Here is a 22905-nt window from a genome sequence, read left to right as displayed (position 1 = left end):
ATGGGTTGCTGTCGTACTCGACAGACGTGGGCACCACGACTGAAGATTGCCAAATGGCGGCGTGAACCACCCCAGACAACGGCAACATCATGATTGCCGTTGCAATATTCGTTGGTCGAAAAATAGGCACTAGAGATTCTTATATATTGGAAGGGTCAAGGTACGACCAGCGTATCGCCAGCCTGGAGTTGGAAGTTGGTGGACATGTCGCGCCCAGAAACCAGATCCTTGTAGCGCACCGGCAATACCTTTTGTGATGGGCCGCTGCCGCGGATGACCTTGATGGCGCTTTCGTCGGCGAATTTGTCCATTCCACCCGACATGCTCAGCGCCTGAAGCACCGCCGTAGGGCCTGCCATGGGTACCGGGCCTGGCTTGATGACTTTGCCTTGCACATACACAAGGTTGCCCGCCGTGCCCGTAACAACGACGCTTACATTAGGATCGGCCAAGTAGGGCTTGAGGCCGGCAGTGACCTTATCGGCAACCGCTGTGACGTCCAGGCCGGCCACGTCGATTCGGCCTGCCAGAGGGAAGGTGATGCTGCCATCGGGAAGTACGACGGTTTCCTGGCGAAGGGTATCCTCCTGCCAGACCGAAATCAGCACCCTGTCACCGGGGCTGAGCAGATAAGCCGAGTTGCCCTGATCAGCAACACTGCTGCCGGACCAAGCAACGAAAACGCAGAATATGGAAATCAGCAAACGCGCCATGAGGGATCCCTCCGGCCTTGCGGCCCAGGTTCAAGAGCACTGAATGAGAACGACACTAAACCTCTCGCTCCACTTCGCAGCCGTTACAGCGCTGCGACGGCCTCAAGCATCCAGGAGGCCCTTTACCGCAATGCCGCGTCGCCTGCCACTGCCAATGTGCGCCTGGGGCGTCAGCTACTGGAATATAGCAACAGCTGTAAAATTGACAAGCGGCTGACTCCGTCTTCGACGTAAACACCCTTTATTTAGCGTCAATTCACTGGCAGCACGGTTAAGTTGATCGTAAATGCAACAACAACGGCCTCAAATTTTCTTTCTGTTGGCAACTGCGACAAAACCGATCACCGCAAACGCAAACACCCAGCCTGCCGTCGCCAAAGGAACGATATTTGTTTGGCTCATATAAGAATCAGCCGCCCGTGCCGCGCCACTCAATAACACCAACAGAAAGATGGATTTGATGAACAGTGTTGAGCGCATGGTCCCCTCCTACGAAGAGGAAAATTTATTATGGGTTTTTGGCGGAGGAATGAATCGCTGTTGATTGGAGCTTATGGGCACGATGCCATTACGTCAACGTTCCGACACCATAATAAATCTCAATCGACTGCCCCTCGACTCGTCAAATAATCGACATGCAGAAGATGCTGGTATCTTTCAACCTCTGGCGCTTGAAGCAACTCATTGATATCACATAAAAATAAACATTCATCAGTGTCCCACCACGGCGAGCGTGCGGGTAGTCGCACCGGGGCGCGACTTGCACGATGTGTTTCATAGGCGAGAAACATTGAGAATCATTGCGCTTAGCGTCACGCTTATGACGGAAAAAGATCAAGGGTACGTTCGACCTCATCAATATCGATCGTGAAGCCATCACCCTGCGGCGTGCCGACAACGAAGCCAAAATGCTGGTGGTCACGGTCAGTCAGGTACTTGTAGTAACTGACGAAGCGGTTCGGTGGCTGCAGCGCCAGCAACGAACCGCCTGAGCGCAGTACATTGACACCGTGAACCAGCTGGCTGCCTTCTACCCCAATCACCGTCCTGGCCCCCGCGCAAGCCGCAACGATGGTGGGCACATCGCATCTGAGTGGGTCGATGACACGAAAGCCACGGTGCCTGCGCAAGTGTTCGGCGACCTCAAGTTCGTTGCGCATCAACCGCAATTGGCCTTCACAGCCACGCAGAATGAACACGCCAGGGTGCGTTACATGGTCCACATGCGACAGCAACTTGTCGCCCATGGCGCGGTAGCGGTGATGCCGGCTGCGGTTGTTGCTCACGTCGTCGAACAGCACCAGCTCCTTGAAAAATGCGCTGCGCAAGCGCAAGGGCTGCATGTCCAGCCACGCCTCGTAGCCGGGGGCTTGGGTAAACAATGGAAACCTGGCCGACGGCGCCGTCGTAATAGGAATGCCCTCATTGCAGGCCAGTGCGTAGGTCGGGCAATCTTCCATCAACCAGGTACCAAACCAAGTGTTGCCGTTTTGCGTGCAATACACCGCTCCCCGCTCAATTTCGTAGTCCACCGTTACCCGCGGGAAGGTGCTGGGCTTCAACGACAGCCAATGGCTGGCGTCGTCTTTGTACAACGCCCCATCAATCAGCCAGACATCCTTTAGCAGGTAGCCGCGCGTCGGGCCTTGATGCGCACGGATACCCCCTTCCATGGTGCTCGCGGGGTGAACATGGGGGAAAAAACGCTTGGCTTCCCAACCGGTCACGCGTTCCAACTGGTTGGGCAGGAAATACGCCGGTGGAGAGACGGTGGTTTCACCAGGTGCGATGTCCCAGGTTTTAACCGCCCGACTTTTTATGTCGATATCGGTTTTACGGGCAATCCGCTTTCTCGCCATGTGTTTGTAGGCGGCCAGCGTCCAGACAGTTTCGCTGGTGATCAGCGTCGAACTGAACTTAGAGATATCACTACCCATGGAAAGCCCCCTTATAATAAGAACGCCATAAAGCTCGCAAGCGACGTCCTTATCCAGGCCGGCTCTGACGCTAGGTTAGTTGGACAACACCCTTTCCATCGTGGGCGGTGATTTCAAGTTGGCATACCGTTCACGCAAGTTCTCGAAGAACAACTCACCCGAACTTTGAGCCCCATACAGGTATATCTTGTGCAAGCCGCCAAACACCATTTCGTGATAACGGCTTGCAAGCGCTTCATCACTGGACCCTTCCGGCAAACCCAGGTGCAGCGTCAACTTGTTGCCCTCAACCGCAAACAGCGGCGTGTCCCAAAGAAAACGGGCCACTCCCGTCTTCGGTAGACGGATGAACATGTAAGCGTGGTTGCCCAGCGAGTCGATATCCCCCCCGCGCCGCCGCTTCCACTTCAGTAACCCGTCATCCGGGCGCGCCAGACAAAGACCGATGTCGTAATAGTCGAAGCCATTGGCCAAGGCCCACTCCAACGCCATGTAGGTGGTGATGGAATTGACCTCACGCAGTTTCTTGGCATCGGAAAACACGGCTTCGCAGTAGCCGAAACGCAAGGTGCTCCAGTAGCGCTTGCCAGCCCGGGTTATCTCACAGCCAAGGTGACAGGCCACCACCTCGCCGTTCAAGGTGATCAAGTCCAGGCGGCCTACGCCCTTGGCCAAGCGAAAAACCTCTTCGGTGGGGAACTGTGCTGCATGAATGCCCTGCCGTGCGCTCGCATAAGGCCGAAGCAGATCACGGTCGGCCATGGCTATTTCGTCATCAGATAGCGTTTGCCTCATCTGGTACAGCGGTCGGTTCTTGCGGATACTGCGGCGCAACTCACTGTCATAGCGCGCGGTGATATCGTCCAGCGAGCGCCCAAGAGGCACAACGGCACTCAGGTAGTGCGGGACGGACAGTGCCCCGAGAGTGGGTAACTCACTGACTACTACGCGGCTGGGCAAGCTGCCCGCCGGGCCCTCGGGCTCTGGTGCCTGCTGTTGCACCTTGCCGCCTATCAACAGCTTGGCCATTTCGCGCTGTTGCTTCCTGCCGATGTAGAGAATTTCGTAGGGGCTTTCCTGCTGCAGCCTGAACCGGGCGACCTCCCAGTGCCAGAAGCACGCCCGCCCAAGCATGTCGCGTAACACGTTTGATACTGTTCTGATCTCGTAACGCAGCGAAGGCGAGATAAGTTTTCGAGCTACGGCCATCATGTGCGCTTTCATGTCTTCTTCGACGTCCTTTGAATTCAAACGGCCTTATCGGAAGAGAAGCGGGTTATTGCTCAAGACAGTGACGTAAGCGACTGATTAGACGACAACATTGCCCCTTGCCGGCCTAACATTCAGTAACAATTTAAGATGCAAGCTCGCGTATTAGCAAGCGGCGTTTTGCAATCGCCTGCCTTCATTTCATGACGTCAATTTTCTTTCCTGCACGCGTTGAGCCATTGATTGCTGCAATGGGTAATTAACTACCTCACCGCTGCGGTGCAAACGGTGCCTGCTATCGGCTCTTTCTCTTATGCAGGTACCGACGATGACTGATCTCGCCCTCCACAACCCTCATCAGCAACTGATCCAGGATCAGCTACCGGCCTGGGCCGGAACTGTGCAACCTGAGCACTGGCAGCGCTTGCGCGAGAGCGTGTTGCCCGAGCAAGGCCTGGATGGTCAAGCGCCATGGTTCGCCAATGCTGCACCTGACCTGCGCGAAGCAGTGCTTGCCAGCCAGCGCCGCCTGGACAACTCGCAATACCAACTGGCGCGTGCCCTTGCGGGGCTGCAGAACGTTGCCGAATTTGCCGAAGCCTTGCTCGATCAACGACTGAAGGCCGCGCACCAATTGTCAGTCCCGCTGCGCACCACCCAGCTCATCCATATTCAGCACAGGTTCAGTTTCGGCACCTACGTCAGCGACCACAAAGCGACCAGCCTGCTCGAAGCCGCCCTGCACAACTTTGAAGAACAGGCCACGTTCAGCCATGACAGTGCCCTGGCACTAGCCGGTGATGCACAGTGCGAAGCCACCACGGTCGTCGGCCAGACCACATTGGGCGACAGCGACACGCTGGTTGATATCGACCTACCGTCCGAGTCATACCGTCTCAAGCCGCTGCCGCTCACACCCAACGACTTCGCCCGCAGTTGCCGTGACCTGGATATTGGGCAGCGTTATCAGGAACACCTGCAGACGATCTTCGAAACCCCTTCAAGCCCGGTACGTGCAGACTCGATGACGACCCTGCGCGATCGCCTGCACCTGGCCGCCGACATGGCTTTCCTGCGCCACACCATCACCGGCACCGGCCGTGATGTCATCGAAGAGCTTTTGGCCGAGGCTCCCGTGCGCTGCTGGCAGCCATCGCTGTTCGGCATCACGCTCCACGAAGTACTGATCATTGACGCTGGGCAGGCGGGGCTGTTGTTGTACCTGCCGGGTGATGAGCAGCGCCTGCTGCAGTTCCCCGGCCTTGCAGGCGTGCATGCGCATCTCGCCACCCATTTGCTGCAAGCAGATTACCGACGCGGTTTCCAGCGATACGTATCATCATTGCAGTGCTATCGCTTCCTCGACCTGCTGCACCAGAACCTCGACGCCGCAGGTACCAGCCCCACGGATCAACTGTGGTCGATGCGCGAGGGAGCCGACCTGCACCTGACCCTTGCCCCCATCGAGGCGCCACTGCTGGCTTTCCTCTATGACGACCATGTGGCACGCCTGAAGGCCGAGGCCGCAGCCGTGGCAGTGCCTACCGCAGAGGTCGACAAGCAAGCGCACCAACGGCGCATTGCCCAGTGGCAAAGCATGGGCATGGACGCGCTGATGGTTGCAGGTTTCTTCATACCCGGAGTTGGCACCCTGTTGACAGGGGTAATCACCTGTCAGTTGCTTGGGGAGGTGATCGAGGGTTACCAGGCGTGGAGCATCGGCGACCGCCATCTGGCTTTGCAGCACATCGAGACGGTCGGTTTGAACCTTGCTGCCATCGGCGGGTTGCATGCAGCAGGCAAGGTGCTGCCGAAGCTGTTCAACAGCGCGCTGATGGAAAGCCTTGAACCGGTGAAGCTGCAGGACGGCAGCAAGCGACTCTGGCGTGCGGACCTGACAGGCTATGCGAGTACAGTACAGTTACCTGCAGAACTCGAAGCTAACCCGCAAGGGTTACAAGCCCATCAAGGCAGGCAGTTCATCCGGATGGATGGCCAACAGTACGAAATTGCCCAGGATGGTACCGACCAACGCTGGAGGGTTGTCCACCCAAGTGATCCCGAGGCCTACCGACCGTTGCTGGAACACAATGGCGAGGGCGCGTGGCGGGGGGAGCACGAGACACCTCAGGACTGGTCCGACAGCCAGTGCATACGTCGCCTAGGCCTGCCCGTGGATACGCTGGACGACGTGCAACTGCAGCAGGCGATGGTGATTAGTGGCGTGGACCGGGCACGTTTGCAGGCAGTACATCTGGCCGGCGAGGCCACGCCTGCACTGCTTGCCGATACGTTGGAGCGTCTTACGCTGGCCCGGCAAATGCCCAAGCTGGACGGTGCGGCACTGACGAGCATTTACCGGCGTACGGCGAGCACCGCCGAACAGCGGTTGTGCGAGACCTATGCGCAGTTGACCCCACCCCTGGCCAGGCGCCTGCTGACACGACTCTCGCCAGAGGCGTTGGCCGATTGGCACTCGCAGGGTGCACTACCCGCCTGGCTACACCAGCAAGCCGAGCAGATTACCCGCGATTTACCCCTGGCCCGTGCCTTGGAAGGTCTATACCAGCCACGCCTGGCCGACAGCAACAGCGAGCGCCTGCTACTCGCCTGCATTGAGCGGCACTCCAGCTGGCCAGAACACTTGCGCCTGGAAATTCGCGAAGCCAATCCCGAGGGTCGCGTACTGGCGGCCATCGGTGAGGAACAGGCCAGCGAGCGTTGCGTGTTGCTCAGGTCTGGCATGGGGTACGAAGTCTTCAAGGGCGAGCGCCCGGAAGCCGGGCCCGTGCATACCGACGCATACCAGGCGCTGTACACCGCAGCGCCATCGCAACTCAAAGAGGTGTGGGGCAGCGCTGAAGCGTTGGGTGAGCGCACGCAACGCCTGGCCGCTGCCGAGCGGGAGAAATGGCCAATGCGCCTCTGGGGGCCGCAGGCCAAGCGCCCTACCCTGCGTCACAGGTTGCGCGGTGGCGCACCTGTCGCTCCACTGGCACCCAGCTCACCGTTCTTCAACCAAAGCGTGCCGGCGCGCTTGCGCAGGCTCTACCCCAGCATCACCCAGGAGCAGGTCGAGCGCTTACAGGCAGACTGGAGTAACACGATGCGCTCTGCGGAGACAGAATTGCGCATTCGTGAAGACGCCTTGAGACAGTTACGCTCCGACCTCGATCGATGGGCAACGGCCGTTCCCCGGCGCCAGCCCGCCGTGCGCAGGATGCTCAACGCCTGGCAGCAAAATTCGATACGTGTGTTGTCCACCGGCCAGCGCATCCACTCCCTCGACCTGAAAAACTTCGAACTTGAAAACAGCGACTTGGCGGCCCTCGCGCTGCCAGCGGGTTTCAGCCACATCGCGGACCTTGACCTCAGCGGTAACAGCGCACTGAGCGAGTTGCCCGCACAATGGCTGCATTGCATGCCCGAACTGCAGCGCCTGACCTTGAGCCGTTGTCGCTTCGCCGCGGTTCCAGAGGTTCCGGTACCCGGTAACCTGCAATGGCTTGACCTTGAATATAACCGCATCAGCTGGGACGCACGCGCGCAGGCAGCACTGGAGCGACTGAGTGGGTTGAGGGTGCTGGATCTGTCCCAGAACCCGTTGCTCCACGCGCCGAACCTGCAGAACCTTCCAAGGCTCGGTTCGGTGTTCATGGTCAACTGCGACCTGACCGAACTCCCCCAAGGCCTTCAACGACTGGAGTCGGTGTTGATCATCGACCTGTCCGAGAACCAGTTCCAGCGCCTTCCACGGGGGTTTACCCTGCCTGTGGCCAGCGCCAATGCCTTGGCCCTGGAAAGCCCGGGGCTAGGCCTGCCCATTCGCGAGCAGATTGAAGATTATTACCAGCTACATGGTGCCGACCTGCTGGTGTCCGATATCGACTACCAGCCACTGCTGGCCGAAGCCAGTGCCCGGCGACTGCAGCTCTGGTCGCGGGTGCCATTGCACTACCGTCGAGAGTTGCGCCAGCTGATCGAGGACATTGCTGATTTCGATGACTTCGATGCAGGCCTGGAGGCACTGTGGCGCTGCCTCGAACGCATGGATGCAGACCCCGCATTCCGCGAGCTGGCGCTGGATTCGCCGGCTGCCATGCTGCTGGATCTCTGAACCGCTTCAGACACTGCCCTGGCGACCCCGCTCGGCACGGGTCGCCAGCCAGCGAGCAAGATCCGCCGCCGGCATCGGCCGGGCCAGCAGATAGCCCTGCCCCTGGTCGCATCCGGCATTGCGCAAGAAGTCATACTGTTCCTGGGTTTCAATGCCCTCGGCAGTGATCCGGAAGCCCAGCGCATGGCCCAGGTCGATGATCGCCCGGGCGACGGCCACTGCATCGTCATCGTCCGGCAGGTCCTTGATGAACGCACGATCGATCTTCAGGTGATCGATCGGCAGCGCTCGCAAATAAGCCAGTGACGAATAACCCGTGCCGAAGTCGTCCACTGCCGTGGTCACGCCCATGGCCTGCAATTGGGCCAGTACCTCACAGGCCTGTTGCTGGCTTTCCATCAGCAGACTTTCGGTGATTTCCACTTCCAGCAGGCTTGGCGCCAGGCCGTGACACTCTAGCGCCTGGGCCAGGCTGGAGACATAGTCGCTGCGTTCGATCTGCAGCGCCGCCACGTTGATCGCCATTGGCCCGGGTATACGGTCCTCGTCGCGCCAGGCAGCCATCTGCGCGCAGGCAAGCGCCAATACCCGCTCGCCCAGCGGAATGATCAAGCCCGTGCGCTCTGCCAACGGGATGAACTCGGCAGGTGACACCAGGCCATGTACAGGGTCGCGCCAGCGCAACAATGCCTCGACACCCTGCAGGCAGCCGCTGAACAGGTCAACCTTGGGTTGATACCAGAGCTCGAACTCGTTCGCCTGCAAGGCACGGCGCAGATTGCGCTCAAGCTCCAGGCGCTGCTGCAGGCGGGCAGTCATATCTGTGTGGTAAGGGCGCCATGCGTTGCGCCCGCTTTCCTTGGCTGCATACATCGCCGTATCGGCGTGACGCAGCAGGCTGCCAACATCCTCACCGTGCTGCGGACACCTGGCCAGGCCGATACTGCCGGTGACCAGTGCGGTACTGCCATTGAGGTCGAACGGGCGTTGCAGGCAGCGCAGTAGGTGGGCCACCTGGTGGCTGACTTGGCCCTGGGTGCCGCGCAACATGAAAACGAACTCGTCGCCGCCAAGGCGGCACACCCGGTCAGCCGAGTCCAGCTCCTGCAGGAACCGCGCGGTGGCTTGCTGCAGCAACAGGTCGCCCATGGCATGGCCGAGGCTGTCATTCACCTGCTTGAAACCATCGATGTCCAGCATCAGCACAGCCAGACCATCGCCTTGGAGAATTGCATCCGCCAGTTGCTGCTGGAACAGCACGCGGTTGGGCAAGCCGGTGATCGTGTCGTAATGGGCCAGCCGCTCAAGTTGCGCCTGGGAGCTGCGCAGTTCTCGGTTGCGTTGCTGCAGCTGGCGTTGCTTGCGGTTGATCAGGGCCAGGAACAGGCTGGTCAAGCCCGTACAGGCCAGGGCGAACCAGAGCAGCGGCGAGACCAGCGGGCTGGCCATCAGGCCGTCAGGCTGGCGTTGCACATCCAGTTGGCCCAGCAGCACCGACAGGGCGATACCGGCCAGGGCAAAACCCACCGGCATCAGGCTGCCAAGGGAGCGGCGCAGCAGGCCGGTGGGCGGCGGCTCATCAGGTAGTGGGGAATTGGACGGGATCATAGGCCTTCGTATGCGCTCGATTGCTTCTGTATCGGCGCACTGCGGGCAATATTGAGCCAGACTGGTATTTTTCTTTCGGCGGGTGCATCCTCGAAGCTGAAGCGATTCACCTACCCAGACTTGTGAGGTGCAGTACACATGGACCACCTGCTCGATTCGCTATTTCCTGCTGCCGGGGATGTACCCACCCCCTGGCAGCTGGGTGAACCCTTGGAGCAACGCGATTACCTGGTCAATGGCGAGCTGAGGCGCTGGGACGGCCCGCTGGCCACCGTGCGCAGCCCGGTTTGGCTAAAGGAAGGTGACGGCGAGCGACAGGTCATCCTCGGCAGCGCCCCGTTGCTCGATGCTGATACGGCACTGACGGCACTGGACGCCGCCGTGCAGGCCTATGACAAAGGCCGCGGTGCCTGGCCGAACATGCGTGTTGCCGAACGCATCCAGCATGTCGAAACCTTCCTTGCGCGCATGCGCGAACAGCGTCAGGCCGTGGTCAAGCTGCTGATGTGGGAGATCGGCAAGAACCTCAAGGACTCCGAAAAGGAGTTCGATCGCACCTGCGACTATATCGTCGACACCATCAACGCCCTGAAAGACCTCGACCGCCGTTCCAGCCGCTTCGAACTCGAACAGGGCACGCTCGGCCAGATCCGCCGCGCGCCGCTTGGCGTGGCCTTGTGCATGGGGCCTTACAACTACCCGCTCAATGAAACCTTCACCACGTTGATCCCCGCGCTGATCATGGGCAACACCGTGGTGTTCAAACCGGCCAAATTCGGCGTGCTGTTGATTCGCCCGCTGCTCGAAGCGTTCCGTGACAGCTTCCCGCCGGGGGTGATCAACGTCATCTATGGCCGCGGCCGCGAAACGGTCAGTGCCTTGATGGCCAGCGGCAAGGTCGACGTGTTCGCCTTCATCGGCACGCACAAGGCCGCCAGCGACCTGAAAAAGCTCCACCCGCGCCCGCACCGCCTGCGCGCCGCTCTGGGGCTCGATGCCAAAAACCCCGGCATCGTGCTGCCCCAGGTAGACCTGGACAATGCGGTCGAAGAAGCGGTCACCGGCGCGCTGTCGTTCAACGGCCAGCGTTGCACCGCACTGAAAATCCTGTTCGTCCATGAAGACGTGGTCGAACCGTTTCTCGACAAGTTCCAGCGCAAGCTCGCCGCACTCAAGCCTGGCATGCCCTGGGAGCCGGGGGTGGCCCTGACGCCGCTGCCGGAGCCGGGCAAAGTCGATTACCTCGACGCCCTGGTGGCCGATGCCACGGCCAAAGGCGCGCGGGTGGTCAACGAGGGGGGCGGGAACAGTCGCGGTTCGTTCTTCTACCCTGCCCTGCTCTACCCGGTAACCGGTGACATGCGGGTGTACCACGAAGAGCAATTCGGCCCCGTGGTACCGGTGGTGCCCTACCGCGACCTGCAGACGGTGATCGACTACGTGCTCGATTCCGACTTCGGCCAGCAGTTGAGCCTGTTCGGCAACGACCCGAAGACCATCGGCAGTCTGGTCGACATCTTTGCCAACCAGGTCGGCCGTATCAACCTCAATGCCCAGTGCCAGCGCGGCCCGGACACCTATCCCTTCAATGGTCGCAAGAACAGCGCCGAGGGTACCTTGTCGGTGCATGACGCCCTGCGCGTGTTCTCTATACGCACCTTGGTCGCCACCCGCTTCCAGGAGTCCAACAAGGAATTGATCAGCGAGATCATCCGTAATCGGCAGTCGACCTTCCTCACCACCGATTACATCTTCTGAACGGGCCCTGCCTATAGCCAAACGATCTACCTGAGCTGTCGATTTTCGAGCTGCCTGACCGACTCCATGCAACAGGGGCGCAACCTGCCCCTTTCGCATCCATTTCAGAGGAGTGTCGAACATGGCAGCCCGCCCGATTCCAGAAGGCCAGCACAGCATTACCCCCTACTTGGGCATCAAGGATGCCGCCAAGGCCATCGACTTCTACAAGCAAGCCTTCGGCGCGGTCGAAATGTTCCGTCTCGAAAGCCCGGACGGCCGCGTAGGGCACGCCGAGCTGAAGATCGGTGATTCTTCGCTGATGCTCGCCGACCCGTGCGACATGGCTGGAGGGCTGACGTCCAGCCAGTCACTCAGTGGTGTCGCCGTTGGTCTGCACCTGTACGTGGAGGACTGCGACAAGGTCTACGCCCAGGCCATCGCAGCAGGGGCCACCCAGCTGCATGAGGTAAAGGACCAGTTCTACGGCGACCGCAGCGGCACGTTGCAAGACCCGTTCGGCAACATGTGGTTCGTCTCTACCCACAAAGAAGACCTCAGCCCCGAAGAAATCCGCGCCCGCGCCGCCAAACTGTTCGCAGGCAACTGAGCGATTGGTTGAAAGCGGCGCGACTTTGCCTGAAGCTTGTGGCTCGTAGCTTGGAGCTGCTTCATGCGAATCATCGACAAAACCGCCGCGCAGGTACGTAGCCTGACCCCGGCCGAAGAGGAACTGCTGCAGGCATTCGCCACCGGCACCCTCATTGGCCCCGGCCTGTTACAGGCCAACCAGCTGCTGATGAAGGTGCGCAGCGCCAACCAGTGGCTGGCCTGCGATTGCCGCAAGGACGCCCTGCCGGTGCTCAATGTCACCCTCAATGGCAGCACCGGCACACTGTTTCTCAAGAACAACCCCGGCACCGCCGAGCATGCGCCCGGCTGCCCGTTCAGCAAGGACGAGCGTGAGGCCGCCGAACGCGAGCAAGACCCGGCCCCGCCCGCCGCCTGGCTGCCCCCTGACACGCCACTGCGCCTGCTCGGTGACTTTCGCAAAGCTAGCGAAAACAGTGGAGCTGCCCAGGACGGCAGCGAACGCCGAGAGCAACAGCGCCTGCTCTCGCTGTTGCTGACCTGGATTGAAACCAGCGGCCTGAACCTGTATGCCACGCACCTGAAAAAGGACCTCACCGCGCAGTTTGCCGAGTTGCGCAGTGTCGCCAGCCGTTACCCCCTGCTCGAACGCGTGCCCGCCAGCAACTACCTTGAAACCCGGCTGGACATGAAGCACATGATGATGCTCAAGGCCCGCCTGCGCGAAGCTACCGTATTCGGCAACCATCGCCGCCATGGCCTTTTGCTCGACTGCGTCGAGCAGATCAAGGGGCGCAAGCTGTTCAACAACCGCAGTGAGGATGGCTTCGACTTCCAGGGGCATCACCTGTACTGGGGTGGCAGCCGGGTGTCTGGGCCGCTGCTGGCGCTGATCCTGTACTCGCCCACCACCGCAGGCAGTCACTTCTACGAGCTGATCCACGTGGCCAGCGTGCCAGTGTTGTCGCGCGCTCACCTGTTCCCGGTTTACCGCGACGAGGAACGTGAACCGCTCAAGGCCTTGGTGTCGTTGATCGACTGGATGGCCAGCAAGGGGGTCAAGGTGCAGATGCGCAGGCCGGTGATCGGTGGCCAGGTGATGGATGAACTGGTGCTGACCTCCGACCAGGACCGCGTGCTGTCGGTGTCGCTGCTGGAGCAGCCAGTCGGGCCGGAACCGGATGCCGAGAATTTCAAGCGGTACGCCGACTTCAAGAGTTTGGAGACATTCCGCAAGTTTGTGGCCGGGTTCTTCATGCGCGAGCGCTGAGATAGCAGTTGAGGCGGCTGGCGTATGGATTGGATGTTGCGGGGCTGTTGAGATCGGGCGCCACCCGAGCAGCCTTCGATCTCAACAGCGTCCGATCACCCAAGAAACAGCTTGTAAGCGGGATTCTCGGTCTCATCCCAGTACCGATAGCCCATCTCGTCCAGCGCCAGCGGCAGCCCTGCCTGCTCATCCTCGGGCACTTCCAGCGCGGCAAACACCCGCGCCTCGGCCGCGCCATGGTTGCGGTAATGGAACAGGCTGATGTTCCAGCGCTTGCCCAGCCGCTCCAGGAAGCCCAACAATGCGCCCGGCCGTTCCGGGAACTCGAAGCGCAGCACCCGCTCATCGGCCCCCGACGCCGCATGGCCACCCACGGTATGGCGCACATGCAGCTTGGCCAGCTCGTTGTCGGTCAGGTCGAGCACGCTGTAACCCTGCTCGGCGAGGTTTGCCAGCAGTTTCTCCCTGGGGTCGTGCAGCGGGTGCGTCTGCACCCCGACAAACAGGCGTGCTTCCTTACCGGGGTAGTAGCGATAGTTGAACTCGGTGATCTGGCGCTTGCCCAGCGCCTGACAGAAGGCCCGGAAGCTGCCTGGCTGCTCGGGGATGGTAACGGCAATGATCGCCTCGCGCTGCTCACCCAGTTCGGCGCGTTCGGCCACATGACGCAGGCGGTCGAAGTTGACGTTGGCACCGGAGTCGATCGCCACCAGCGTCTGTCCCTGTGCGCCTTCGCGGGCCACGTACTTCTTGATGCCCGCAACAGCCAGCGCGCCAGACGGCTCGGTGATCGAACGGGTATCGTCATAGATGTCCTTGATTGCTGCACACAGCTCATCGCTGCTGACGGTCACCACCTCATCGACGAAATGCCGACACAGTTCAAAACAATGCGCACCGACCTGGGCGACCGCCACGCCATCAGCGAAGGTGCCCACCTGCGGCAAGATCACCCGCTCGCCCGCAGCCATGGCGGCCTGCAGGCAATTGGAGTCTTCCGGCTCGACGCCGATCACCTTGACCTCGGGGCGCAGGTACTTCACGTACGCGGCGATCCCTGCAACCAGGCCACCGCCCCCGACCGGCACGAAGATGGCATCCAGCGCACCCGGCTGCTGGCGGAGGATCTCCATGCCCACCGTGCCCTGCCCGGCGATCACGTCAGGGTCATCGTAAGGCGGCACGAAGGTCGCGCCTTCGCTGTCGGCCAGGGTCAGTGCATGGGCCAGCGCATGGGGGAAGCTTTCACCGTGCAGCACCACATGCCCACCCCGTGAACGTACACCTTCGATTTTCAGCGAAGGTGTGGTGGTCGGCATGACGATGGTCGCCTTGATGCCCAGATGGGAGGCCGCCAGCGCCACACCCTGGGCGTGGTTGCCTGCCGATGCGGTGATCACCCCACGCTCGCGCTGAGCGGGGGTCAGGCGCGCCAGCCGGGTGTAGGCACCGCGGATCTTGAACGAGAACGTGGGCTGCAGGTCTTCGCGCTTGAGCAATACCTGGTTGCCCAGGCTGGCAGACAACGCTGGTGCCGCTTGCAGGGGGGTCTCGATGGCCAGGTCGTACACCGGCGCAGACAGAATGCGCCGCACCTGCTCCGACAGCAGCTGCTGAGGGGTAAGCGGGGTACGGGGGCTGACGTTGAGGCTGGTCATCGGGTGCAACTCCTTGGCTGTTTTCACGTTGCCCAGGAGTCGAAGAGTAGAAACCCGCCTCCAGGGCGGGTTCGGTGCACGTACGCGCTAGCCCGCCAAACTGATAATGGCGGTAATAATAATGGCGTTCACATGCGGGAGAGTGTTCATGGGGTGGGAACTTATCCCGCTGAACCTCGGCGTGTCAACACTTGGCTTGCTGTGCCGAGAGCGGCACATCGAACACCTTGTCGAACCCCCACTGGAACACGAACGCATAGACGAAGAAGAACACGAACAACGCCATGTTGGTGAGCAACGCTGCCCACAGGCTGACATCCAGCCAGTACGCCACCAGCGGCAGCAGGATCACCACCAGCCCGCCTTCGAAGCCCAAGGCATGCAGCAGCCGGCGCATGAAGGTACGTTCACGCTGGCGCTGGCGCGCCTCCCAGCGCTCGAAAGCCCAGTTGAAGCCCATGTTCCAGCTCATCGCAATGCCTGACATCAACACTGACAGCACGGTCGACTGGGCCATGCCGGCACCGAACGCCAGTTCCAGCGCCGGCGCCACACAGGCCACGGCGATGGCCTCGTAGAGAATGGCCTGGACGATCTTGCGTGCCTTGCCTTGCATGTTCGGCTCCCTATCGAAAAGGCTTACCACGTTACTAGAAGCCGCAGGCAAGCAAAAGCCTGAATACCTGGCCTGTCCCCGCACGAGCGTGCATTGGACAACCCGGCACCTGACTGCTTGTATCTATCCATTGCAAGCGGCGCGAGGTCGCGCACCTTCGTCCAGGGAATCGTACGAGGAACAACACGATGGCCAACACCGTCATGATGGTATTCGGTACCCGCCCAGAAGCGATCAAGATGGCCCCACTGGCCAGGGTCCTGCGTGAGTGGCCCGACATCGACCTGCACATCTGTTCCACCGGCCAACACCGCGAGATGCTCGAACAAGTGCTGACCGCCTTTGGCCTCAGCGTCGATCAGGACCTCAAGGTGATGACCCAGAATCAGACACTGAACGGCCTTGCCCGTGACCTGCTGGACTCGATCGACAAGGCCTATGAACAGGTCAGGCCAAAGATCGTTCTGGTCCACGGCGATACCACCACCAGCTTCATCGCCGGCCTTGCCGCATTCCACCGGCACATCCCCATCGGCCACGTCGAGGCCGGGCTGCGTACCGGCAACCTGCAGCAACCTTGGCCCGAGGAAGCCAACCGGCGCCTGACTGGCGTGATCACCGACCTGCACTTTGCGCCCACCACCAAGGCCCGCGACAACCTGCTGCGCGAAGGCGTGCCGCTGGAACATATCGAGGTGACCGGCAACACCGTCATCGACGCCTTGCTGTGGATGCGCGAATACCTGAAGGAAACTGCGTGGCACCCCGCCGCCGAATCGCCCTTGCACAACCTGCACGACGATCAGCGCATGGTGCTGATCACCGGCCATCGTCGGGAAAACTTCGGCGCCGGTTTCGAACGTATCTGCCTGGCCCTGGCTGAACTGGCCCTGCGCTACCCCGATGTGCAGTTCGTCTACCCCGTACACCTCAACCCGCAAGTGCAGAAAGCGGTCTACGGCCTGCTCTCGGGACGTGACAATATCCACCTGATAGCACCGCAGGACTATCAGCACTTCGTATGGCTGATGAACCGCGCCCACATCATCCTCACCGACTCCGGTGGCATCCAGGAAGAGGCCCCGGCTCTGGGCAAGCCGGTACTGGTGCTGCGCAAGGTCACCGAACGGCCGTCAGTGCTCGAAGGCGGGACGGTGAAGCTAGTCGGCACGCAGACCGAGCGCATCGTCAAGGAAACCAGCCAATTGCTGGACGATGACCAGGCCTACGCGCGCATGGCCCGCGTATTCACCCCATTCGGTGACGGCCACGCCAGCGAAATCATCGCCGAGCGCCTGAGCCGCTGGTTCGAGGAAAGCGTAATCAAACGGGATGACGCATGAGCCTGGCTTTCATCGATTTTCTTACCTACGTACTGTTTGGCCTCAAGATCCTGGCGATCATCCTCGCCGCACTGATGTTCCTGCTCGGCCTGGACGACCTGTTCATCGACCTGTGCTACTGGTGCCGCAAGCTTTTCCGTCATTTGCGTATCTATGACAAGTACGCCAGGGCCGACGAGAAGCGGCTGTTCGAGGTGCCGGAAAAACCCCTGGCGATCATGGTCCCGGCCTGGAACGAAGTGGGCGTGGTGGGAGAAATGGCGCGCCTGGCGGCCTCGACCATCGACTACGAGAACTACCAGATCTTTGTCGGCACCTACCCCAACGACCCACAAACCCAGGCCGACGTCGATGCCGTGTGCCTGCACTACCCCAACGTGCACAAGGTGGTCTGCGCCCGCCCCGGCCCCACCAGCAAGGCTGACTGTCTGAACAACATCATCGATGCCATTCTGCGCTTCCAGGACGACGCACGCATCGAGTTCGCAGGCTTCATCCTGCATGACGCCGAGGACGTGATCTCGCCCATGGAGCTGCGGCTGTTCAACTACCTGCTGCCCGCCAAGGACATGATCCAGATCCCGGTGTACCCATACGCGCCGCAATGGAAGGGCTTTACCGCCGGACACTACGTAGACGAGTTCGCCGAGAACCACGGCAAGGACGTCATTGTCCGCGAGGCGCTTACCGGCCAGGTGCCCAGTGCCGGTGTCGGCACCTGTTTCAGCCGCCGCGCCATCAGCGCCCTGCTCGAAGACGGTGACGGTATCGCCTTCGACGTGCAGAGCCTGACCGAGGATTACGACATCGGCTTTCGCCTGAAGCAAAAAGGCATGAAGTGCATCTTTGCCCGCTACTCGGTCACCGACCCTGCGCTGGCCCTCAAGCACGAATGGCGCCCCGGCATGAGCCGCGAGTTCGCCCAAGTGATCTGCGTGCGCGAGCACTTCCCGCGTGACTGGCAGCATGCCATTCGGCAAAAGTCTCGTTGGATCGTCGGCATCGTGTTCCAGGGCACCAGCAACCTGGGCTGGAGCCGAACAGGCGCGCTCAACTACTTCCTTTGGCGGGACCGCCGGGGCTTGTTCGCCTACCTGCTGGGCTTTTTGGTCAACCTGTTGCTGCTGGTGCTGCTGGCCATGTGGCTGGTTACGGTGATTGCGCCGCAGTCCTGGCGCTTCATGTCAATCCTCAGCGACAGCCAGCTCCTGACCACACTGCTCTGGCTCAACGGCCTGATGCTGATCAACCGCCTGTTCCAGCGCGGCTGGTTCGTCACCCGCTATTACGGCATCGGCGAGGGGCTGCTGTCGGCACCCCGGATGATGTGGAGCAACTTCGTCAACTTCTTTGCCAACCTGCGCGCCCTGCGCCAAGTGATGGAGATGGGCGATTCACGCCGAGTGGCCTGGGACAAGACCACGCACGAGTTCCCCGCCATCGCCTCACCGGCCCGCACCCCGCTGGGCCACCGCCTTGTCGCCAAGGGCTACATCAGCGAAGCGCAGCTCGAGCAGGCCATCACCAGCCCGGTGCGGCGGCGCCTGGGCCGCGAGCTGCTGCTGCGTGGCTGGCTGACCAGCGAACAGCTGGTGCAGACCCTGGCCGAGCAGCTCGACCTGCCATGGGCACCGCTCAACCCGTTCAAACTCGACCCGCAACTGATCGCCCTGCTGCCGCGCCGGCTGGCCACGCACTACGGCGTGCTGCCGGTGGCCGAAGACGGCAATACGCTGGTGCTGGCCAGCGAGAGCCCGGTCAGCCAGGTCTCGCTGGGGGTGATCAGCCGCCAGCTCAAACGCCCGGTCAGCTGCCGCCTGGCACCCCAAGGCCGGGTGACCCTGGGCCTGCGCTACCACTATCCCAGCCCCTGGCAGACAGACCAGACCCGGCAGATGCTCGAAGTGCTCGAACGGCACCAGGACAACGCCGAACTGATCGAGCAGGTGAGTATCCACCAGGTCATGCTCGGTGCGTTGCTGCAGGTGCGCGGCATGGTCCCGGTGACCCTGTTCAACCAGGCCCTGATCGACTTCGATCCCGAGCAACAGAGCCTTGGCGAACACCTGATCGCGCGCGGCATCATCACCGAGCTCGTGTTGCAGCAGGCGCTCGAAGAACAGGCCAGCGAACAGCAGGCCGCCTTTGACCTGATCAGGGAGGTGGCATGAAGCCGCGCGTTACCCTCACATTCACCGGGCTATTGCTGTGCACCACCGCCCTGCCTGCCTTGGCCGCGCCCATGACCGATTTCCAGCGGTTCACCAGCTATCCGTTCATGGAACGCAGTTACCGCGAAGCGAAGAGAGACAACTGGGCCGAAGTCGAGCGCCTGACACGCCATGTACTGGGGCGGGTGCCGAACAACGATGAAGCGCGCGCGCTGCTGGTCGAGGCCCTGGCCCACCAGCGCCGCTACAAGGAAGCAGAAGCACTGGCCGAGCAGCTCGGCAGCGGCACGGAGAATGCCGACGCCCTGCTCGAGCTGCGCCTGACCTGGATCGAGCAGGACCCACCCGCGGCCAGCCAGGTGGAGGGCTGGTTGGCCACAGCTGACGGCGCACACCGGGTACGCCTGTGGCAGGCCTACAGCCTGAGCCTGGCCAAATTCGGCGGTGCCGGCAGGGCCCTGGACTGGCTGAGCCAGTTGCCACCACGCGGCGATGGCCAGGTGCTGCGCCTGGCCAGGGCCAATTTCGCCGAGCAACTGCGCAACTGGAATGCCACCATCGATCAACTGCAGCCTCTGGCCGACAGGGGGCAATTGCCGGCCGATGCCTGGCAGCGCCTGGCCAACGCCTACGTCCAGCAGGTCGATGAAAAGGGCCTGACCCGCTTGCTGCAAAGCGCGCCTTCCCCCGAGATGGCCAGCCAGACCCGGCTGGCCATGGCCAACCGCGCAATCGCAATGGGCTACAACAAACAGGCACAGCGCTGGCTGCAAACACTGCCCACCGAGCAGTTGCAACAGCCCGAGCAGCGCCAGCAGCTCTGGGAGCTGGCCCGCGAAGGCAACGATGCGCCGCTGCTCAGGCGCCTGAGCAACGAGCTGCAGCGGCCCTGCCTGGAGACGGTCGACTGGCTTTCACGGCACGACCCGAACATTGCCCGCGAACAGTTCAAAGACTGCTCTGCAGGCGCCGAACCACGAGCCTACGCAATACTCAAGCAGCGCCTATACGGCAACCCGGCAGCGCCGCCCCAACCGCGCACCGCCGCCGAGTGGGAGCAACGTTACCGGCGCACGGGCGAGCTGGCCGCGCTTGAACAAGCAACCTTCCTGCTGGTGCGGCAAGGCCACGACGAGCGCGCCCGAACCTTGTTGGAGCAGGCCTACGACCGGCGCCAGGGACGTCTGACACCCTCACTGCTGCAGCGCCTGGGCAACCTTTATGCTCGCCAGGACGGCCAGCTGGACAGCCGCAGAATGCTCAGCCTGATCCCCCAGGTGGATGCCAATACCCGTGGCCAGCTGCTGGGCCGCCTGGCCGAGGCCGGGCAATGCGACACCGTACGCCGGGCCATGCCGGCAACCCCCAGCGAAGCCGGGCAATACCGTGCACTGGGGCGCTGCGCCATGCCCGAACAGCCGGGTGAAGCGGTGGTCTACTACCAGGCCGCCGAGCGCCTGGGCGACAGTGGCAACCGCTTGCCACTGGCCTATGCCCTAGAGGCTGCAGGTGACTCCACCGCAGCCCTGCCAATCTGGCGCAGCCTGCCGGACAGCGCCTGGAACGACAACGCCCGCCTGACCGCCGCCGCAGGTGCGCTGAACGCGGGCGACCCGCAAGCTGCCCGCCGCTACTGGGACGCCGCCGCGCATACCCGCGCCGACGACTGGGCACTGGGCGCCGCCATCGCCCAGCGCCAGGGGGACCTGCAGGCCGCCCTTGGCTTTCAGCGCCAGGCGCTGGCACACACCCCTCGCGCCGACCACTACTACGCGGCCGCCGGCACCGCACAACAGGCCGGCGACAGCGCCCAGAGCACTGCCTGGCTAGCCGAAGCGGTGCGCCTGGCCCCCAACCAACCACGCTATCGCGCCGACTACGGCATGCGCCTGGCCAGCTCGCCAGACAAGGCCGAGCGCCGCCAGGCGATCCCGTATCTGGAGCGCGCCACCGTCGATTTCCCCGAGGATTACCGCCTCGGCGAGACCCTGGCCGTGCGCTATGACGAAGCCGAAAACAGTGCATCTGCCCGCCGCGAGCTGCGCCGGGTGATCGATGTGGAGCAGGACCTGGTCGACGGCGACGATGAATACGGCAGCCTCGATGCCCGTAAATACCGCCAGCGGCGCGCCCACGAAACCCTGTCGCGGCGTGACACCGTGACGCTGGCCAGCACCTGGTCGCCAGCTGGCACCTCGACCAACGACCGGTTCCTCGAAAACGGTGTGCGCAGCGGCAGTTCGCGCCGTGCACAGTCGCAAAACGTTCAACTGGCCATGTGGGACCATGCCCTGGGCGAAGAGCCCAGCCGCAATGGCAGCACATTGTCGGTGTACGGCCGCGTTCTGTTCGGCGGCCAAAGCCGTACCGACTACGCCCAGAGCATGGGCACCGGTGTCGGCCTGCGTTACAAACCGTTCGGCCAGGCCAACCTCAACCTGTACGCCGAGCTCTACCATCAACGGCAGATCGATGCCGAGCATTACAGCGGCCTGAGCCTCGGTGAGCTGCTCAGCCCGGCCAAGATCGGTGGCAACTGGGGTGATCTGCGCCACAACGCAGAGTCGAGCAACGACCTGCTGCTGCGCGCCACTGCCTCGTTTCTTGACCAAGGTGACTGGCGCAACGATTGGCGGGTAGACGAGGACGACTGGAACGAGCGCTTCCTCTACCTCGACGCTGCCTGGTGGACCCGTGCCGGTGACCATGCCTGGCTGTCCCGTTACCAGCAGGGCCATGCCTGGAAATTGCCCGGCACTTCGCCGCAAACCCTCATGCCCTATGGCTTCCTCGAGTTTTCCAGCCAGGATCCCAGCAACGACTGGCGCCAAGATGCCCGCGCCGGCGTGGGGGTGCGCTGGCAATGGTGGTTCGACGATGACCGCTACAACGCTTACCGCGGCTCGCTGAAAGTACGCGCCGAGTATCAGCAGTCGTTGGGTGGCAACCTTTACCAGCGCGCCAATGGTGTGCTGGTCGGCGCGGAGATGAGCTTCTGATGCGTACCTTTCTGGCCATCTGCCTGTTTGCACTGAGCCTGCCGGTCCTGGCCGACCAGCGCCTGTTCTATCAACCGCTGAACAGTGACGCCAGCGTCAGCCCCGCCCAATGGCAGCAACTGTGGCGTGCCACCGTGGCTCAGGGCGGCAAGACCGTGATCGTACAGTGGAGCGCCTATGGCGACAGCGACTTCGGTGGTGCCCAAGGCTGGCTGGCCAACAGCTTGCGCGAGGCGCATACCCAGGGCCTGCAACTGGTGCTCGGGCTGTACATGGACCCGGCCTATTATCAGCGCATCGAAGCACTCGATGGTGATGGGCTGAGCAGCTACTGGAAAGCCCAACTGGGCAGATCCCTGAGCCAGTACCGGCAGGTGCGTCAGCACTGGCAAATAGAGGTGGCTGGCTGGTACCTGCCGATGGAGCTGGACGACCTGCACTTTCGCGACACAGCCCGTCGCCAGGCGCTGTACAGCCAGTTGCAAGCATTCAACCAACAGTTGGACAAACCGCTGCACATCAGTGCCTTCACTGCCGGCAAACTGGCGCCGCGGGTCAATGGCGCGTGGCTGGACCAGCTCGCAGGCCTGGGTGTGAGCGTCTGGTGGCAGGACGGCACCGGCACCGGGCGGCTACCGGCGCTGGTGCGCCAAAGCTATGAACAGGCTTTGCCTTGCCGCGTGGGCGTGGTGCGTGAAGCGTTTCGCCAGGTGAGTGCGCCGGGGCAGGCGTTCAAGGCGCAGGCTGCGCAACCGAAGCTGACCGGCGGATGCCATGCCGAGGCAGTGTTTGCCCTGCGCTATCGGCCTTGGGCTCGGGGTGTTCTGCAGCAGAACTGAGACTGCCTGCACCTGCCTCATCGCCGGCAAGCCGGCTTGTATGGTAGGACTCGAAGGGGTGGGTGGGACCTAAAGCCGGCTTCTGACTGTTCGCAGC

General features: G+C 62.0%; 15 protein-coding genes. 8 read left to right on the top strand and 7 right to left on the bottom strand.

Features of this window, described 5'->3' with window-relative positions; translation table 11 throughout:
- Window positions 1–155: 155 nt before the first annotated feature.
- The 4 genes from ACW4TB_RS07260 to ACW4TB_RS07245 all read right to left on the bottom strand — a co-directional run bounded on the left by ACW4TB_RS07260 (window position 156) and on the right by ACW4TB_RS07245 (window position 3874).
- The gene (locus ACW4TB_RS07260; protein WP_279931063.1) at window positions 156–713 is read right to left on the bottom strand and encodes a polysaccharide biosynthesis/export family protein; all 558 of its coding nucleotides are present in this window, start codon (window positions 711–713) and stop codon (window positions 156–158) included.
- Between the two features lie 303 nt (window positions 714–1016).
- Complete coding sequence (gene eppA, locus ACW4TB_RS07255; RefSeq protein WP_012314771.1) at window positions 1017–1193, bottom strand: EPS-associated small membrane protein EppA; 177 nt, start codon at window positions 1191–1193, stop codon at window positions 1017–1019.
- 338 nt (window positions 1194–1531) lie between these two features.
- Entirely contained in the window at window positions 1532–2650 is a 1119-nt protein-coding gene (locus ACW4TB_RS07250) for a glycosyltransferase family 61 protein (RefSeq protein WP_012314772.1), read from the bottom strand.
- Between the two features lie 75 nt (window positions 2651–2725).
- Window positions 2726–3874, bottom strand: coding sequence for a hypothetical protein (locus ACW4TB_RS07245; RefSeq protein ID WP_279931058.1), 1149 nt, complete (start codon window positions 3872–3874; stop codon window positions 2726–2728).
- A 313-nt stretch (window positions 3875–4187) separates the two neighbouring features.
- Here ACW4TB_RS07245 and ACW4TB_RS07240 point away from each other — a divergent pair, with 313 nt between their 5' ends.
- Window positions 4188–7976 carry a leucine-rich repeat domain-containing protein gene (locus ACW4TB_RS07240; RefSeq protein WP_279931056.1) on the top strand — a complete coding sequence of 1263 codons (3789 nt, stop codon included), beginning with the start codon at window positions 4188–4190 and terminating at the stop codon, window positions 7974–7976.
- 6 nt (window positions 7977–7982) lie between these two features.
- On the opposite strand, the gene ACW4TB_RS07235 is transcribed toward ACW4TB_RS07240, so the two are convergent.
- The gene (locus ACW4TB_RS07235) at window positions 7983–9584 is read right to left on the bottom strand and encodes a putative bifunctional diguanylate cyclase/phosphodiesterase (protein WP_279931054.1); all 1602 of its coding nucleotides are present in this window, start codon (window positions 9582–9584) and stop codon (window positions 7983–7985) included.
- Between the two features lie 138 nt (window positions 9585–9722).
- On the opposite strand from ACW4TB_RS07235, the gene ACW4TB_RS07230 reads away from it, so the two are divergent.
- From ACW4TB_RS07230 to ACW4TB_RS07220, 3 genes are all read left to right on the top strand, one after another.
- Entirely contained in the window at window positions 9723–11342 is a 1620-nt protein-coding gene (locus ACW4TB_RS07230) for an NADP-dependent glyceraldehyde-3-phosphate dehydrogenase (RefSeq protein ID WP_279931052.1), read from the top strand.
- Between the two features lie 121 nt (window positions 11343–11463).
- A complete protein-coding gene (locus tag ACW4TB_RS07225; protein WP_012314777.1) occupies window positions 11464–11931 on the top strand; it encodes a VOC family protein in 468 nt (155 codons plus the stop codon).
- Between the two features lie 63 nt (window positions 11932–11994).
- A complete protein-coding gene (locus tag ACW4TB_RS07220; protein ID WP_012314778.1) occupies window positions 11995–13182 on the top strand; it encodes a hypothetical protein in 1188 nt (395 codons plus the stop codon).
- A 95-nt stretch (window positions 13183–13277) separates the two neighbouring features.
- Here the strand turns inward: ACW4TB_RS07220 and ilvA are convergent, their stop codons facing one another.
- Together ilvA and ACW4TB_RS07210 are read right to left on the bottom strand one after the other, a co-directional pair.
- Window positions 13278–14840, bottom strand: a complete 1563-nt coding sequence (gene ilvA, locus ACW4TB_RS07215) for a threonine ammonia-lyase, biosynthetic (RefSeq protein WP_012314779.1) — start codon at window positions 14838–14840, stop codon at window positions 13278–13280.
- A gap of 184 nt (window positions 14841–15024) precedes the next feature.
- A complete protein-coding gene (locus ACW4TB_RS07210) occupies window positions 15025–15456 on the bottom strand; it encodes a PACE efflux transporter (RefSeq protein WP_012314780.1) in 432 nt (143 codons plus the stop codon).
- A 188-nt stretch (window positions 15457–15644) separates the two neighbouring features.
- Between ACW4TB_RS07210 and wecB the strand changes: the two genes are divergently transcribed.
- Genes wecB through ACW4TB_RS07190 form a run of 4 tightly spaced genes read left to right on the top strand, consistent with a single transcriptional unit; the run spans window position 15645 to window position 22808 of the window.
- On the top strand, window positions 15645–16799 hold the full coding sequence (gene wecB / locus ACW4TB_RS07205; RefSeq protein ID WP_012314781.1) for a non-hydrolyzing UDP-N-acetylglucosamine 2-epimerase: 1155 nt from the start codon (window positions 15645–15647) through the stop codon (window positions 16797–16799).
- Window positions 16796–18970: a cyclic di-3',5'-guanylate-activated glycosyltransferase NfrB gene (gene nfrB / locus ACW4TB_RS07200; protein WP_012314782.1), complete on the top strand. Its 2175-nt coding sequence runs from the start codon at window positions 16796–16798 to the stop codon at window positions 18968–18970. Before wecB ends, nfrB begins: the two co-directional genes overlap by 4 nt.
- Window positions 18967–21969: a phage receptor gene (locus ACW4TB_RS07195; protein ID WP_279931044.1), complete on the top strand. Its 3003-nt coding sequence runs from the start codon at window positions 18967–18969 to the stop codon at window positions 21967–21969. The genes nfrB and ACW4TB_RS07195 overlap by 4 nt, the downstream gene beginning before the upstream one ends.
- Window positions 21969–22808 carry a DUF4434 family protein gene (locus ACW4TB_RS07190; RefSeq protein ID WP_012314784.1) on the top strand — a complete coding sequence of 280 codons (840 nt, stop codon included), beginning with the start codon at window positions 21969–21971 and terminating at the stop codon, window positions 22806–22808. Before ACW4TB_RS07195 ends, ACW4TB_RS07190 begins: the two co-directional genes overlap by 1 nt.
- Window positions 22809–22905 lie beyond the last annotated feature (97 nt).

It is taken from the genome of Lelliottia jeotgali, from assembly GCF_977070485.1.
Note: the sequence above shows the minus strand (reverse complement) of the source record. Positions and strands in the feature narration are given on the sequence as shown.